Annotated in this window: 14 protein-coding genes; 11 read left to right on the forward strand and 3 right to left on the reverse strand. The window is 39.9% G+C overall.

Annotation, left to right across the window (positions count from 1 at the left end):
- Positions 1-117 precede the first annotated feature (117 nt).
- From SDEL_RS02845 to SDEL_RS02875, 7 genes are all read left to right on the forward strand, one after another.
- On the forward strand, positions 118-870 hold the full coding sequence (locus SDEL_RS02845) for a sulfite exporter TauE/SafE family protein (RefSeq protein ID WP_012856355.1): 753 nt from the start codon (positions 118-120) through the stop codon (positions 868-870).
- On the forward strand, positions 867-3683 hold the full coding sequence (uvrA, locus tag SDEL_RS02850; protein ID WP_012856356.1) for an excinuclease ABC subunit UvrA: 2817 nt from the start codon (positions 867-869) through the stop codon (positions 3681-3683). The genes SDEL_RS02845 and uvrA overlap by 4 nt, the downstream gene beginning before the upstream one ends.
- A gap of 133 nt (positions 3684-3816) precedes the next feature.
- Positions 3817-5139, forward strand: a complete 1323-nt coding sequence (locus SDEL_RS02855; protein ID WP_012856357.1) for a cation:dicarboxylate symporter family transporter — start codon at positions 3817-3819, stop codon at positions 5137-5139.
- Positions 5140-5396: 257 nt separating this feature from the next.
- Positions 5397-6716 (forward strand): cation:dicarboxylate symporter family transporter, encoded by a 1320-nt coding sequence (locus SDEL_RS02860; protein ID WP_041666429.1) that lies wholly within the window; start codon positions 5397-5399, stop codon positions 6714-6716.
- A gap of 375 nt (positions 6717-7091) precedes the next feature.
- Positions 7092-7901, forward strand: a complete 810-nt coding sequence (locus tag SDEL_RS02865) for an HDOD domain-containing protein (RefSeq protein ID WP_012856359.1) — start codon at positions 7092-7094, stop codon at positions 7899-7901.
- A gap of 26 nt (positions 7902-7927) precedes the next feature.
- Entirely contained in the window at positions 7928-10585 is a 2658-nt protein-coding gene (gene polA, locus SDEL_RS02870) for a DNA polymerase I (RefSeq protein WP_012856360.1), read from the forward strand.
- Positions 10582-11121, forward strand: coding sequence for a manganese efflux pump MntP (locus SDEL_RS02875; RefSeq protein WP_012856361.1), 540 nt, complete (start codon positions 10582-10584; stop codon positions 11119-11121). Before polA ends, SDEL_RS02875 begins: the two co-directional genes overlap by 4 nt.
- Before the next feature lie 28 nt (positions 11122-11149).
- Here SDEL_RS02875 and SDEL_RS02880 read toward each other — a convergent pair whose 3' ends face one another.
- From SDEL_RS02880 to dnaJ, 3 genes are all read right to left on the reverse strand, one after another.
- Positions 11150-11770 (reverse strand): outer membrane beta-barrel protein, encoded by a 621-nt coding sequence (locus tag SDEL_RS02880; protein ID WP_012856362.1) that lies wholly within the window; start codon positions 11768-11770, stop codon positions 11150-11152.
- 89 nt (positions 11771-11859) lie between these two features.
- Complete coding sequence (locus SDEL_RS02885) at positions 11860-12501, reverse strand: M48 family metallopeptidase (protein ID WP_223295858.1); 642 nt, start codon at positions 12499-12501, stop codon at positions 11860-11862.
- On the reverse strand, positions 12467-13597 hold the full coding sequence (gene dnaJ / locus SDEL_RS02890) for a molecular chaperone DnaJ (protein ID WP_012856364.1): 1131 nt from the start codon (positions 13595-13597) through the stop codon (positions 12467-12469). The genes SDEL_RS02885 and dnaJ overlap by 35 nt, the downstream gene beginning before the upstream one ends.
- Positions 13598-13749: 152 nt before the next feature.
- Between dnaJ and SDEL_RS02895 the strand changes: the two genes are divergently transcribed.
- From SDEL_RS02895 to recR, 4 genes are all read left to right on the forward strand, one after another.
- Positions 13750-14241, forward strand: a complete 492-nt coding sequence (locus tag SDEL_RS02895; protein ID WP_012856365.1) for a Spy/CpxP family protein refolding chaperone — start codon at positions 13750-13752, stop codon at positions 14239-14241.
- A 98-nt stretch (positions 14242-14339) separates the two neighbouring features.
- Positions 14340-15011, forward strand: coding sequence for a response regulator transcription factor (locus SDEL_RS02900; protein WP_012856366.1), 672 nt, complete (start codon positions 14340-14342; stop codon positions 15009-15011).
- Positions 15008-16255 (forward strand): ArsS family sensor histidine kinase, encoded by a 1248-nt coding sequence (locus tag SDEL_RS02905; RefSeq protein ID WP_012856367.1) that lies wholly within the window; start codon positions 15008-15010, stop codon positions 16253-16255. The genes SDEL_RS02900 and SDEL_RS02905 overlap by 4 nt, the downstream gene beginning before the upstream one ends.
- Complete coding sequence (recR, locus tag SDEL_RS02910; protein WP_012856368.1) at positions 16252-16821, forward strand: recombination mediator RecR; 570 nt, start codon at positions 16252-16254, stop codon at positions 16819-16821. Before SDEL_RS02905 ends, recR begins: the two co-directional genes overlap by 4 nt.
- Positions 16822-16829 lie beyond the last annotated feature (8 nt).

Here is a 16829-nt window from a genome sequence, read left to right on the forward strand (position 1 = left end):
AAATGAGTTTTGCAAGAAGTCTTTTAAATTTTTATATGTAAAAACGCTTTACATGTAAAGATAACCATTTATTAAGAGCGCTTCAAGTAGAATCAAGTATCTTAAATTAAAGTGAAAATGATGGTGATTGCGCTTGGTTTTTTTGGTCTTTTAGTAGGTTTCTCCTCAGGCTTTTTTGGTATTGGAGGCGGTACCATTTTAGTGCCTACACTGATTTATTTTGGGTATGACATTAAAATGGCGATTGGCATCTCTGTCATGCAGATGATTTTTAGCTCCATGTTTGGCTCTTACCACAACTACAAAGCAGGTGTATTACAGCTTCATAGCGGTATTTATTTAGGATTTGGTGCATTAATTGGTGCTGGGTTTAGCGGTTTGATTGTAGATGCTTTGTCTTCACTAGCGCTTCTTATCCTCTTTGCGTCTATTTTAGCGCTCTCGATTTACAAGTTTTTTTCTGCACCGATTGTTCCAGCGCATGAACCCAATGAATCAAAAAGTTTGCTCTTTGGTGTTGGTATAGTTATTGGGGCGATTGCGATTAGTACAGGAACGGGCGGAGCAATTTTTTTAACCCCTTTTTTAGTGGGTTTTTTGCACTGGGATATTAAAAAGGCGGTGGGAACCACGCTCTTTTTTATTATTTTTGGCTCTATTTCAGGGTTTATCAGTCTAGCGCTGAGTGGGCATGTGGATTATACCGTGGGTGTGGCTGTGGGGATTGGCTCTGTTTTAGGAGTCTATTTTGGGGTAAAATTATCCCATCGTGTTGAGAAAAAAGTGCAAAAAAGAGCGCTTTTATTCTTGTATGTGGTTATGTTTGTCTTAACCCTCAATAAAATTTTAAGTGAGATGAATATCCTATGATCAAAATTTACGGTGCTAAAGAAAATAATCTTAAAAATATTAACCTTGAAATTCCTAAAAATAAGCTCGTGGTTTTTACAGGACTTAGCGGAAGTGGTAAAAGTACTTTAGCGTTTGATACCCTTTATGCAGAAGGACAACGCCGTTATATTGAGTCGCTCTCCTCATACGCAAGGCAGTTTTTGGACAGGGTGGGTAAGCCTGATGTGGAAAAAATTGAAGGACTGACCCCTGCCATTGCGATAGATCAGAAAACGACCAGCAAAAATCCTCGCTCAACGGTAGGAACCATTACAGAGATTTATGACTACTTGCGTCTATTGTTTGCCAGAGTTGGAAAACAGCACTGTCATTTGTGTGGTAAAGAGATTTCGCAGATGTCTGTGGCGGATATTATTGAACAGGTTTTAAAGTTACCTCCTGAAACCAAGCTCTCTATCTTAGCGCCACTTGTGCGTGAGAAAAAGGGAAGTTTTGCGGATATGATTGAATCTTTGCGCCACAAAGGGTATGTCAGAGCGCAAATTGATGGGGTGATGGTACGTTTGGATGAGGAGATAGAGCTTTCGAAAACGAAAAAGCATACGATTAAAGTCATCATTGACCGTGTGGTGGTGCGAGAAGAAAATTTTGAGCGCATCGCCAGTGACATCGAAAAAGCGCTTTTGGAGAGTTACGGTGAGGTGGAACTAGATATTGCCAACGCTGAGGAAGTAGGACTTCCTACCTCACACATTCATTACAGTGAACATTTGGCGTGTTTTGATTGTAAGATTAGTTTTGAGCCTTTAGAGCCTCTTTCGTTTTCATTTAACTCCCCTAAAGGGGCGTGTGGGGTGTGTGATGGTTTAGGGATTCGCTATACGCTTGATTTAAAGAAAATTATCAATGAAAATGTGAGCATTCAAGAGGGTGCCATCAAGATTTTTTATGGCTTTAATAAAAGCTTTTACGCCAAATTTTTAGAAGCCTACTGTGAGGCTGCTGGTATTAATACACGTATTCCGTATGAAGAGCTTGAAGAGCATCAACAAAGAGCTATCTTGCATGGCGGGGTGGAAGAAGCGACTTTCTTTTGGAAAAAACATAAACTCGTACGCAAATGGGAAGGGGTTATTAAAATCGCTTATGACATGCTGAAAGATGAAAAAGAGTTGGGCGAGTATATGAGTGAAAAAATCTGTGATACCTGTGGTGGATACCGTTTAAAAGCGGAGAGTTTAGCCGTAAAAGTGGCGGGAAAAAACATCGCCGACATCTTAGAAATGCCCATAGATAAATGTTTAGAATTTTTCAAAAACGATGAGAACTTTGCCTACATGAAAGCGCAACATAAGATGATTTCTGAGCCGATTTTAAAAGAGATACGTGAGCGTCTTTTCTTTTTATTTGATGTTGGACTTGGCTACATTAGCTTGGGAAGGGATGCGAGAACCATTAGTGGTGGTGAGGCGCAACGTATTCGCATTGCTTCGCAAATTGGCAGTGGACTTACGGGGGTTATGTATGTTTTGGATGAGCCTAGCATTGGGTTGCATGAGAGAGATACGCTTAAGCTGATTCGTACCTTGCGTAATTTGCAAAAAAAAGGCAATTCGGTCATTGTGGTGGAGCATGACAAAGAGACCATCCAAACGGCTGATTTTATTGTGGATATTGGACCTGGGGCTGGAAAGTTTGGCGGGGAGATTGTTTTTGCGGGAACCAAAGAGGAGCTTTTAAAAAGCACTACCCTAACGGCACAGTATCTTAATGGTACAAAAATTATTAATTACCGAGAAAATAGAGCGCAAGAGCGTTGGATTGAACTTAATCATGTCACGATTAATAACATTCAAAATCTCGATGTCAAAATTCCCTTAGGCAATTTAGTCGCCATTACAGGTGTGAGTGGCAGTGGTAAGAGTTCACTCATTCTTCAAACTTTGCTTCCTGTGGCAAAAGAGTATCTTAACCGTGCCAAAAAGGTAAACAAAGTAGCAGGGGTGGAGTGCATAGGACTTGAGCAACTCGATAAAGTTATTTATCTTGACCAAAGTCCGATTGGCAGAACCCCTCGTTCTAATCCTGCGACCTATACAGGCGTGATGGATGAAATCCGTGCCTTGTTTGCCAAAACAAAAGAGGCGCAAATACGAGGGTATAGCGTGGGGCGTTTCTCGTTTAACGTGAAAGGCGGACGCTGTGAGAAGTGTCAAGGAGATGGTGAGATAAAAATAGAAATGCACTTTTTACCTGATATTATGGTGAAGTGTGACGTCTGTAAAGGACACCGTTACAATGCCCAAACCTTAGAGATTAAATACAAAGGCAAATCCATTTCAGATGTTTTAAATATGAGCGTGGATGAAGCGTTTGAATTTTTTAAAGCGATTCCAAAAATCCACCAAAAAGTACAAACCTTGGTGGATGTTGGACTGGGCTACATCACTTTGGGGCAGAATGCCGTGACACTCAGTGGCGGTGAGGCACAGCGTATTAAACTGGCGAAAGAGCTGAGTAAAAAAGATACCGGCAATACCCTTTATGTTTTAGATGAACCCACCACAGGGCTTCATTTTGCCGATGTGGATAGGTTAGTAAAAGTCTTGCATCATCTCACCGATATGGGCAATTCAGTCTTGGTTATTGAGCACAATATGGATGTCATCAAAAATGCGGACTATCTCATTGATATGGGACCTGAGGGAGGCAGCTATGGTGGGCGTATTATAGCGATGGGAACGCCTTTAGAGGTGGCAAAAGAGGCTTCTCAATCAGGCAGTTACACGGGAAAATTTTTAGCTTTAGAATTGGAAAGTGAAAAAAAGTAGCACTTTTGTGTTTCTTTTGGTAACAACTATTTCCTTAAAAAAAGCTATAAATGGCTTTACATGTAAAGAGACATAAGATAGACATAACTTTTCTTTATAATCAACTTATCTAAAAATTTTTAAAGGATAAGTATTGAAAGAAGAGGTCGTTATCAAAAAAAAGGACTGGAAAAGCTATACGATTAAAAGTTTAGCATTTTGGGTTGTCTTTGCAATTATTGCGGGTATTGTGTTTGGTATGTATGATCCAAAGATGGCAATCGCTACAAAACCTGGTATTGATTGGTTTATTCAAGCATTAAAATGGTTGGTTGGACCGATTATTTTCTTAACCATCATTTCGGGTATCGTGGGGCTTGAAAGCCTTAAAGAGGTTGGAACGATTGGCTTTAAAGCGTTTATCTATTTTGAAGTGGTCAGTACATTTGCCTTAGCGATTGGTGTTTTATTTGGTAATTTGATGGGACCTGGAAATGGGATGAACCTTTCTGTTGAGTCTTTGGATGCAAGCAGTGTTTCAAAGTTTACCAACGTCAATCAAGATGTGGGTTCTGTTTGGTCAATTTTAAAAGGCGCCATTCCTCACGATCCGATTAGCCCTTTTATTAGTGGTAATACCCTTCAAGTCCTTACAATGGCCTTGACATTGGCTATCTTAATCTCCGCTTTTGGTGGAAAATATAAAGCAACCATTTTGAAACCTCTTGAGATTGCTCAAAACTTTTTCTTCAAAATCTTAACGGTTTTAATGTGGTTAAGCCCTATTGCTAGTTTTAGTGCGATGGCATTTTTGATTGGTAAATTTGGTATTGCTTCCTTGATTAATATGGCAAGTTTATTGGGCGTTATGTTTGTTTCTGTTCTCGCATTTGTTTTTGGTGTACTTGGTATCATCATGGCAATCTTCAAAATCAATATCTTTAAATTTATGCGTTTTATTGCCAAAGAAGTCTTGATTGTTTTTGCAACCTCTTCAAGCGAGTCAGCTCTTGCGCCATTGATGCGTCGTTTGGAAGCGGCGGGTGTGAGTCGTGGTACAACAGGCTTGGTTATTCCAACAGGGTATTCATTCAATCTTGACTGTACGAATATCTATCTTTCTCTTTCAATTATTTTTATTTCTCAGGCGTTTAACATTCCTTTAACACTCGCAGAAGAGTTGTCTATTATCTTTATTTTAATGGTAACCTCAAAAGGTGCGGTAGGTGTCACAGGGTCTGGTTTTATTGTCCTTGCAGGAACTTTATCTGCTATGGGTGGATCGATTCCTGTGGTGACAGTGGCTGTGCTTTTGGGTGTGGATAAATTTATGAGCGAGATGAGAGCCGTGGGTAACTTGTGTGGTAACGCAGTTGCCGCTGTTGTCGTTGGTGCATGGGATAAGCAGATTGATATGGAAAAATTCAAATATGCCTTAGACCATCCAGAAAGCGTTGAAGATACCATCCCTGGTTAATTCGTGAAGGGGTTAGTGGGAAAATTCTTCCCTAACCCTTTTTTATTTTTCCAAACTTTCTTCTTTTTTCAAAAAAAATCTCATTAAAATCCCCTTACGTGTGTAATAATCAATGCAGACTTTAAAAAGTTTATAAACTACATAGAGCTTTTTATCAATATTCACTAAAACTTTTTTTACTGCTTTTGAGATGTAAAAAACACCATTTCTGACTATTGACTACTTTAAAAGCAAGAAAGGCATGATACGTGGAAACTGTGAGTGAAAACAAAGTAGCAAAAAGAAATTGGACGCACTATACGATTAAAAGTTTAGCGTTTTGGGTTGTGGTTGCGATTATTGCGGGGGTTGCTTTTGGTATCGTTGATCCTGCTTTGGCAATTAAGGCAAAGCCTGGTATTGATTGGTTTATTCAAGCATTAAAATGGCTGGTAGGACCGATTATTTTCTTAACCATTATTTCGGGTATTGTGGGGCTTGAAAGCCTTAAAGAGGTTGGAAGTATTGGACTTAAAGCGTTTATCTATTTTGAAGTGGTCAGTACGTTTGCTCTAGCCATTGGTGTTTTATTTGGTAATTTAATGGGACCAGGTAGAGGAATGAATCTCTCCGTGGAGTCTTTGGATGCAAGCAGTGTGGAGAGTTTTACCCACAAAACGCAAGAAGCTGGTTCTGTCTGGTCTATCTTAAAAGGTGCGATTCCGCATGATCCTATCTCTCCTTTTATTCATGGCAATACGCTTCAGGTTTTAGTGATGGCATTGACCATCGCTGTTTTGATTGCGGCATTTGGAAATCAATACAAAGAGGCGATTTTAAAACCTCTGGAAAAAGCACAAGAGTTCTTTTTTAAAATTTTAATGGTTGTGATGTGGCTCAGTCCTATTGCTTCATTTAGTGCGATGGCGTTTTTGATTGGAAAATTTGGTATTGCGTCTTTGGTAGGTATGGCAAGTCTCCTTGGCGTGATGTTTCTCTCCGTTGTTGCGTTTTTATTTGGGGTGTTGGGTATTATCTTATGGTTTTATAAAATCAACGTTTTTAAATTTATGCGTTTTATTGCCAAAGAAGTCTTGATTGTCTTTGCAACCTCTTCAAGCGAGTCAGCTCTTGCGCCATTGATGAGACGTTTGGAAGCGGCAGGTGTGAGTCGTGGTACAACAGGACTTGTTATTCCAACAGGGTATTCGTTCAATCTTGACTGTACCAATATTTACCTTTCTCTTTCCATTATCTTTTTGGCTCAAGCATTCAATATTCCTTTAACACTTTCACACGAACTTTCGATTATTTTTATTTTGATGGTTGCTTCAAAAGGTGCGGTGGGTGTCACAGGGTCTGGATTTATCGTTCTAGCGGGTACATTATCTGCGATGGGGGATGTTATTCCTGTGGTAACGGTGGCTGTACTTTTGGGCGTGGATAAATTTATGAGTGAAATGCGAGCCGTGGGTAACTTGTGTGGTAACGCCGTTGCTGCTGTTGTTGTTGGTGCATGGGATAAGCAGATTGATATGGATAAATTTCGATATGCGTTAGACCATCCAGAGAGCATTGAAGATGGTATTCCTGGATAAGTAAAAGGAGAAGCTAATAAGAACTTCTCTTATTAGAATTCTTAACACGCCTTTAAAGCAAAGCTCTAAAGGCTACGTTAACACTGGGTTTTCTTAGGCAGAAAGCCCACGCACCCTTGGTGCTTTTTTTCTTACGAAATGAATTTTGTAAGAAGTCTATTAGCGTTCTTATAGAATTCTTAACACGCCTTTAAAGCAAAGCTCAAAACGCAGTTTCTGTGAAAAGGCTACGTTAACACTGGGTTTTCTTAGGCAGAAAGCCCACGCACCCTTGGTGCTTTTTCTTCTTACAAAATGAATTTGGTAAGAAGTCTATTAGGTTTTTAATAAAACCTCGTTATAATCTCTTTAAATATATGACTAAAGAGAGATGCTATGTTAGAAGCGATTGCTGAACGTATCAAAGCGTTACCTCCCCTTCCTAAAAGTTTTCATGAGATGACAAAAGTGTGCCAAGACCCTCAAAGTGGTATTAACGATTTAGCGCATGTTATCGAGAAAGACCCCATGTTGGTTGCTAATCTCTTAAAGATTGCGAATTCTCCTTTGTATGGATTTAGACGAGAGATTAAAACCATTATTCAAGCGGTGGGGCTTTTTGGGATGTCCACGACACGTTCGTTGGTGACGGATATGTCTATTAAAAAACTTTTGCAGGTGGATATGGCACCTTATGGTATCACGCCTGAGGAGTTTGCGATGATTTCAGGGATGCAAAGTGCTTTGATGCTGCGTTGGTATGGTAAAGTGGACACCTCAAAGATAGATATGCTTTTTTTAGCCGCTCTGCTTCAAGAAACAGGGAAAATTTTAATTGCTGATGAGGTAATGAAAAACGATGAAACCTATTCGTTTCGTTCTGAAATTGAGACATGCGTAAATATCGCAGATGTGGAGAAGATGTTTGTGGGGATGAGTAGCAGTGAAGTGACGGCGCTTATTTTTAAACATTGGAAATTTGATACCAAGATGGTTGAGGCTATCTTGTACTCTGATTCGTGGACAGAGGCACACGAGGAGATTCAATCCTACGCCCTTGCGCTTAAAATTGTCAAAACGGCGATTCCTCTGAATGCGCCTTTGAGTGAGCGAAGCATCAATGTTGCGCTTAATTTAATAGAAAAAGCGCAGATGGATACCTCACCCTTTTTAGATGCGATTGCACAGCTTAAATCTTCTTTCTAAACTCTTTACATGTAAAAAGGTGTTGCGTGAAAACATTAACGATTATTGATACTTTTGGTTTCTTTTTTAGGAACTACTATGCCCTCCCGCAGTTACGCAATTCCCAAGGGTTTCCCACAGGTTTGCTAACAGGTTTTGCCAATTTTATTTATGCGATTAAAAATGAACATGACACTGATTATGTGATGTTTGCGCTTGATAGCAAAGGAAAAAATTTTCGCCATGAGCTAGACCCAAATTATAAAGCCAATCGTCCCGAAGCGCCTGAAGAGTTGAAAAAGCAGTTGCCCGTTGCGATTTCGTGGATTGAAAAAATGGGCTTTAAGTGTTACAGCGAAGAGGGATTTGAGGCGGATGACGTTATCGCTTCAGCGGTTAAATTTGCGAAAAGACATGGGATTAAAGTGCGTATTGTGACCCACGATAAAGATTTGTATCAGCTGATCGATGATGGACGTGTGGTCATTTACGATCCGATGAAAAAAATAGAAATTGATAGCGAAAAGTGTTTTGAAAAATTTGGCGTCTATCCTGATAAAATCAATGAGTATCTCTCTTTGGTGGGCGATACTGCGGATAACATTCCAGGGGTTAAAGGCATTGGACCTAAGGGAGCAAAAAAACTGCTGGATGATTTTGGGAGTGTTGAAAATATCTACGCAAATTTAGAACGTATTGCAAACCCTCGTTCAAAAAGTATGTTAGAAGAGGGCAGAGAGAGTGCGTTTTTAAGCAAACAGTTGGTACGTTTGGATGATAGCCTCAATATCGCCGATACTTTTGAAGCGTTCTATTTTCCGTGCGACAACCCTCTGGTGAATATTGCCGATGAATTAGAGAAGTATGAACTGCGTCACATGCTCTCCCGTGTACGCAATGAGGCTTTACATGTAAAGATAAAAGAAGCGCCTAGCAACACTTTTAGGGCGATTTTGGTGGATGATGCCAAAATCCTTTTCAATGTGATTGAGGGGATTGAAGAGGGGAGTTGGGTTGCGTTTGATACTGAGACCAATGCCCTTGATGCGTACAATGCCAAAATTGTTGGTTTTTCGTTTGCTTTGAATGAGCACGAAGCGTATTATGTGCCTCTTGCCCATCACTACTTAGGTGTTGGAGAGCAGATTGGGATGGAAGAGGCTAAAGAGGCGTTGAAAAAGCTTTTTAAGCATAAGATTGTTGGGCAAAATCTCAAATACGATTTGGCGGTCATTGAGAATAATTTTGGCTTACGTCTCTCTTCTTCTTATGCCGATACGATGCTAATGGCGTGGCTTTTAAATCCTGAGAGTAACGTGGGGCTTGATACTTTGGCAAAACGCTTTTTTAATCATGACATGGTCAAGTTCAAAGATGTTGTCAGTAAAAATGAGAACTTTAGCCATGTTCCTTTGGATAAAGCGTGTGAATATGCGAGTGAAGATGCGTGGATGACACTCAAACTTTACAACAAATTGCATGATATGTTAGAACCTCGTCTCTTAGAAATTGCCAAAGAGGTAGAGTTTCCGTTTATCCTGACGTTGATGCGGATGGAAAAAGAGGGCATTAAGATAGATGGAGCTTATTTTGAAGCGCTTTTAAAACGCACTGATGGAGCGATAGACGCTTTAAAACATGAGATTTTTACCTTGTGTGATGCACAGTTCAATCTGAACTCAACCCAGCAATTAGGCACAGTGCTTTTTGAACAGCTAGGGCTTCCGCCTGTTAAAAAGACGAAGACAGGTTATAGCACGGATGAGAACGTGCTCAATGAACTTTTAGATAAACATCCCTCCATCGCAAAGATTTTGGAGTATCGAGAGCTTTATAAATTACGTTCTACCTACATTGAACCCCTTTTAAAACTCTCCAAAGAGTCTCCTTTGGGTCGAGTACACACCTCCTTTATCCAGACAGGAACCTCCACCGGAAGACTTTCATCAAAAGACCCAAATTTGCAAAACATTCCTGTCAAAACCGCTTTAGGTAGAGAGGTAAGAGGTGGTTTTGTGGCTAAAGAGGGATGTGTGCTGATAGGTATTGATTATTCGCAGATTGAGCTGAGGCTTTTGGCACATTTTAGCAATGATGAAGCGATGGTTAAAGCGTTTAGAGATGGAAAAGATATTCACTATGAAACCGCATTAAAACTCTTTGGTGAGCAAGAAGCGGCTTCCAAACGTAGTGTGGCAAAAAGTATTAACTTTGGGCTTTTATATGGGATGGGACCGAAGCGTTTATCGGAGACGTTGGGGATTTCCATGGCGGAGGCAAAGCGGTATATTGAGAGTTATTTTGCGACGTTTCCAACGATTAAAGCGTATGTCATGGAAGTTGCAGAACAGGCAAAAACAACAGGATATGTTGAAACCTTGTTGGGACGTAAACGCTTTTTTGATTTTGAACACGCCAATGCGATGCAGTATGCAGGCTATTTACGTGAAGCGGTCAATACCGTTTTTCAAGGCAGTGCCGCAGACCTTATTAAGCTTTCAATGAATAAAATCATGGCGACCCTCATTCATGATGAGGCAAAACTTTTGCTTCAAATTCACGATGAGCTTATTTTTGAAGTGGTGGAGAGTCAAGCTCAAAGTTTCGCTTTAGAGGCTCAAAAAGTGATGGAAGAGATTTATGCACTTCGTATTCCATTGAAAGTTTCGATTGCGATGGGTAAGAATTGGGGAGAGTTGAAGTGATCGAAGTCGTGTTACTAGGGTTTGCGTTGAGTATGGATGCTTTTGCCGTTTCCATAGGATTAGGCTCTAAAGAGGTCAATTCTCATGCTCTTCTCGCCTTAAAGGCGGGGTTGTTTTTTGGAATATTTCAAGCGATGATGCCTTTGGTTGGTTATGCGGGCGGATATGGATTGATTGGATTTGTTAGTGCATATGCACATTATATTGCTTTTGGTTTATTGCTTCTCATTGGGGCTAAGATGATTTATGAGGGTGTCAATGAGAGTCTTGAAGAGGAGATCGCTAAGATTACCAATAAACTGATGCTCACCCTTGCGATTGCAACAAGTATTGATGCGATGGCAGCGGGATTTAGTTTAACCCTTTTGGATTTCAATCCTTTGTTGGCGTGTCTTTGTATTGGCGTGATGACCGCAGTTATTAGCAGTATAGGTGTTTATGTTGGCAAATTGACAGGTACATGGTTTGAAGGCAAAGCAGAAGTGTTTGGTGGTGTGGTGTTGGTTGCGATTGGTTTTAGGATTTTGTTTTTTTAAAGAAGGCTCCTAAAAGCCTTCTTAGAAGTTAAAATTTATAATTTAATCCGAGATAATACTGAACGATGCGATCATTTTCCATTTTCAGATCAACGTTTGTGCCACTCTCATCAAATGTGGATGTATCGTCTATATCACTGATCATATAGCGAACACCTACTTCAAGTTCCATATTTTTTGTTAAAGCGTAGAGAACACCAGCTTCTGCACCATAATTGAATCCTTTTGGTTTATCAAGTGAGAGCTCTTTAGCAAGATCATCATCAATGTCTGCGACAGTGTAAGAGGCGTTTACACCGATAAAAGGTGTGAAATTTGATTTGTTTCTAAAGAGGTAGTCATAGCCAAGACCATAGGTGTATGATGTCATCGTCTCTGTTTCATTTTGATAGGCAACACTTCCGTAGATTCTTCCATAGTCAAAATAGGTACCAATTTTTATGGCTTCGTACGTTGTGTTGAATGTATCTGATGTTGAACCTCCAAGAACGGTGTCTCCATTAGAAATATGAATGTCCGCAGATGCTGTGCTTTTTCCATGAATACTCATACCACCAAATTCACCGCCTACAAACCATGCATTACTATCTGCAAAACTAGCAGATACACTAAGCATCAAAAACGATGCAACCATTAAACTTCTTTTCATAGAACTCCTTCATTGAATAAAATGAAGAATGTTATCGAATACAAATGAATAATATTATTAAATTATAAAAAAGTTTCTATTTTGTTATTTTATGAGAAAGATGGAGAGTGATTTTTTAGAATTTTTTCACAGCGTTTATACTCAGGCATAAAACTCTCTACGCATTCCCAAAATGCTTTTTGATGGTGCTTATGCGTGATGTGGGAAAGTTCATGAATCACAATGTAGGTGATGCACTCTAAAGGGAGTTGGGCGAGTGTGAGGTTAAAGCTTAGCTCATTTTTATAGGAGCAACTTCCCCATCGTTTTTTTGCCCTGCGAAAGCTGATTTTAGTAGGCTTCACCCCCATAATAAAGCTCCACTCTTCGACCAAACGCATTACCAATGGAATTGTTTTTTCAGTGTAAAAACTTTGGGGTGTTTGGCTTACATGTAACAAAATAGGCTCGCCCAAATAGAGGATTTTTCCTTCCTCTTCAAAGAGCTGTTTGAGGAGTATTCGCCCTTTGCTTGCGTTCATTTTTGTGAAAATCCATGAGGCTTTCTCGCTTAAAACTTTTTCAATGTAGAGTAAGGAGGGAGAGGGGGACTTGACAATGACCCCTTTTTCAGGATGAACCTGAATATAGAGGTGCTTGAGCCGAGGGTTGACGTGAAGCGTGTATGAGAGGGTTTGGCTCTCATACATAAAGGTTTTAATCAAACCAACTTTTGATTTTGTCAAAGACACTCTCAAATTTTTCATCTTTATGTTTGCTTTCGATGCCAAACTCTTCTTGCAATTTTTCCAGCAACTCTTTTTGTTCTTTCGTGAGTTTTTTGGGATAACGAATGGAGATTTGCGCTATCATGCTTCCTAATTGGTGGTTATGAACGTTTTTAACACCCTCTTTTTTGAAGATAAATTGTTGTTTATCTTTGGCTCCCAAAGGAATTTCAAACTCAATTTCTCCACGAATCGTTGGAATTTTAATCTTCTCTCCAAGGGCTACTTGTGTAAAGAAAACAGGCACTTCAATGTAGATATCGTCATTGTGACGTACAAAATGCTCATCTTCTTTGACATGGACTAAAATGTATAAATCACCCCTGCTCCCACGCTCATCAATATTTCCTCGCCCTGCAACACGAATGCGATTGTTGTTGTCAATGCCCTCTGGAATATCAATAGTGACTTTATCTTCAACGCTGTTAAACCCTTTGCCTTTACAATCTGAACACGGATTGGTGATGACACTTCCTTTGCCTTGACAAGCAGGGCAGGGTTGTGAAAAGGTCATAAATCCTTGACGGTAAAAGACTTGTCCTTTGCCTTTACATTCAGGGCAAGTGCCTTTGGATTTGTCTTTACTTCCTGTACCATCGCAGGTATCGCATGGTTTTTTATACGAGAAGCTCACCTCTTTTTTCGTGCCAAAAATGGCTTCATTAAAGGCTAGGGTGACATCTGCTTCTAAGTCAAGATTATATTTTCGGTTCTGTTTGCCATTGCTACTTCCAAAACCACCGCCAAAACCACCACCAAAGACAGATTCAAAAATGGAACCCAAATCTCCCATAATGTCTTCATAGCGCATATCGGAGAAGTGGCTAAATCCTTGAGAATCTAGTCCTGCTTTGCCGTATCGATCATAGGTTGCTCGTTTTTGTTCATCGCTTAAAACTTGGTAGGCTTCATTGATAGCTTTAAATTTTTCTTCGGCCTCTTTGTCGCCTTGATTGCGATCAGGATGATATTGCAGCGCTAATTTTCGATAGGCTTTTTTGATCTCGCCAGAATCGGCAGATCTTGTAATTTCCAGTACTTCGTAATAATCTAATTCCACTGCTTTCTCTTTTACATGTAAGATTTTGAAGAGGTGAATTTTACCAAAATGTAGTTTAAATTTTGGTTGTTAAGGTTGATTAACAAAGCGTTAAAAGGTGGTTAATAGCCCTCTTGTAAGATTTCACTATCAAACTTTTAAAGGAGTCAAAAATGAAAAAGACAATTTTAACCCTCGCAACGTTGGTTGCACTTGGAACGAGCAGTGCGTTTGCGTTTGGTGGTGGATGCCAACCGATGCAAGGTAATGGAATGGGAATGAACGCCGAGCGTGGAATGCAGCATGGTGGAAAAGGTGGTGGTATGATGGGTATGCCACTGATGATGTTAGACCAACTCAATCTCAGTGATGACCAACGCCACAAACTTGCGATTTTACGCAGTGAGATGAGACTGGAGATGACGAAGTTACGTGACCCTAAAATGCGCACCAAAATGCAAGATTTGATGAGTGCGGAGAGCTTTGATAAAAAAGCGTTTGTTAAAATGCACAATGAAATGCATGAGAAAATGCTAGCTCTTCAAGCTGACCATATGGAAAAAGTCTTTAATGTCTTAACCAAAGAGCAACGCTTAGAGCTTAAAAAAGTGATGAATGAGCGTCCAATGCGTCCTATGGGAAAACCAGCGCCTCAAGCACAATAATCTTCACCTCCTCTTCTTTAAGACCTCTTCGGAGGTCTTCTTTTTAAAAGCTCCTAAATTCTGTATAATTCTAAAAACCCTCACAAAAGGTCTCCGTGATGATTAATGTTTTGATGATTGAAGATGATGAAGAGTTTGCTGAAATTTTGAGCGAATACCTTGCGAAGTATAATATTAAAATTACCAATTATCCTGACCCTTATTTGGGACTCAGTGCGGGCATTAAAAAGTATGATTTGCTGATTTTGGATTTAACCCTTCCAGGGATGGATGGGCTTGAAGTCTGTAAAGAGGTTGTTGCTAAGTACGATATTCCTATTATTATCTCCTCCGCACGAAGCGATATTAGCGATAAAGTGATTGGGCTTCAGATGGGTGCGGATGATTATTTGCCAAAGCCTTACGATCCCAAAGAGATGTACGCAAGGATTCAAAGTTTGATTCGCCGCTATAAAAAAAGTTCTGCCTCAGAGGAGGCGCACCACGCCAGTGCCTTTGTGGTGGATGAAAAGCGCCATGAAATCTCTTTTAAAGGCGAAGTGTTAAGTTTAACACCTGCGGAGTATGAGATTCTCTCTTACATGATTCGTCAAAATGGTTTTTCGATTTCAAGGGAGCAGTTGGTGTATAACTGCAAATCGTTGAAAGATAAAGGCTCGAAGAGTTTGGATGTGATTATTGGTCGCTTGCGTGCGAAAATAGGGGATGACTCGAAAAATCCAGAGCATATTCATTCGGTTCGAGGTATTGGGTATAAGCTGGTTGGATGATACGAAATTCTATTTTAAATAAAATTAGCGCTATTTTCGGGCTCTCTTTATGTTTATTGGTGATGTTTTTTGCGCTTTTGCTAGAGCATCAAGGGGAGCGTAATATGGAAAACATGAAACAACGCCAACTCCAATCGGTCAACTACCTCTTAGTGATGTATCGAAACAATGTTCAACCTTCCGATATTGAAGAGTATTTTAATAACTTTGGATTGAAAAAAGTCTCCAGTAAACACCTTAGGGATTCTGTATTGGAGCGAGGGGTGGTGATTTTTCAAAAGCTCTCTCCTATTAGTCGATTTTCTTCTATTGTGTACAATGATCATTACTATCTCTTTATCGACAATTTTGAATCGAGTGTGCTTTTGGAGAGTCAAGAACATAAAAGTTTCAATGAAAGTTTATGGGTTGTTTTTGTCATTGCTTTGTTGATTTTGGTTTACATGTATATTTCAATTTATAAGAGCATTTCGCCACTGCGAACGCTCAGTGCGCAGATTCGTAAATTTGCGGGTGGGGATTTGGAGATTACATGTAAAAGTGATTCGAGTGATGAAATCGGTGAAGTGGCAAATGAGTTTGACAAGGCGGTCAAAAAGATACGCGATTTGATTCAATCCAGACAACTCTTTTTACGCACATTAATGCATGAACTAAAAACGCCGATTGGCAAAGGGCGTATTGTCTCTGAAATGCTAGAGGATGAAACGGCGAAAAAACGGTTGGTAAATGTCTTTAGCCGTTTGGATTTATTGATTGGCGAATTTTCCAAAGTAGAGCAGTTAAGTACCAAACAGTATGACTTACATGTAAAAGAGTACACGATGATTCCTATCATTGAACAGGCGATTGATTTGTTGATGCTCGATGAGAAGAAAAAAGAGGAACAGATTTGCCTTGAAGGTGATTTTGATTTTATGGTTGCCGTGGACTTTGATTTGATGGCATTGGCGATTAAGAATTTGATGGACAATGCATTGAAGCATAGTTTTACGAAAAAAGTTTTTATCAAACAAAAGGGGCAAAACGTCATTATTGCCAATCAAGGAGAGCCTTTGTCCATGGCGATAGAGGAGTATTTACAGCCTTTTGTTTCAGGCTCTAAGGCGTGTGGTAGTGGATTAGGGCTTGGACTTTACATTGTTTCAAATATTATGGCGTTGCATGGATTGCGTTTAGCGTATGCGTATGTTGAGGGATATCATGAATTTAGTGTTGATTTTTCAGAAGGAAAGAGCGCATGATGCGAGGGCTTGAGAAGTTTAATAAACTAGTAGAGGCGTTTGAAAAGCTCCCTACGGTTGGGAGAAAATCCGCCCTTCGTTTTGCCTATCATTTGGTGCTAAACGATACTTCTTTGGCGATGAAACTCTCTCATACGATTGAGAGTGCGATTAAGAGTATTCGTAAATGCGAACGCTGTGGAGCGCTGAGTGAGCATGAACTGTGTGATATTTGTGTGGATGAAAGACGCGATCATGCGAAGCTGTGTGTCGTGGAGAGTGCCAAAGATATTTTTATTTTAGAAGAGCATAAACTCTTTGATGGAAACTATTTTGTATTGGCTTCTTTGGATGAGGAGATTCTTGAACGCTTAGAGAACAGAATCAAAGAGGGCGTACAAGAGGTTATCTTTGCGCTAACCCCTTCGTTATCAACCGATGCATTGATTTTATTTGTAGAGGATAGACTCAAAGCTTATGCGTTGCATTTTACGAAAATTGCTCAGGGTGTGCCCACAGGCGTACATCTTGAAAATGTCGATATGCTCTCACTTTCTAAAGCTTTGGAAGCGAGAACAAAGACGTAAAAATAACC

This window comes from Sulfurospirillum deleyianum DSM 6946 (genome assembly GCF_000024885.1).
Classification (GTDB): Bacteria; Campylobacterota; Campylobacteria; order Campylobacterales; family Sulfurospirillaceae; genus Sulfurospirillum; species Sulfurospirillum deleyianum.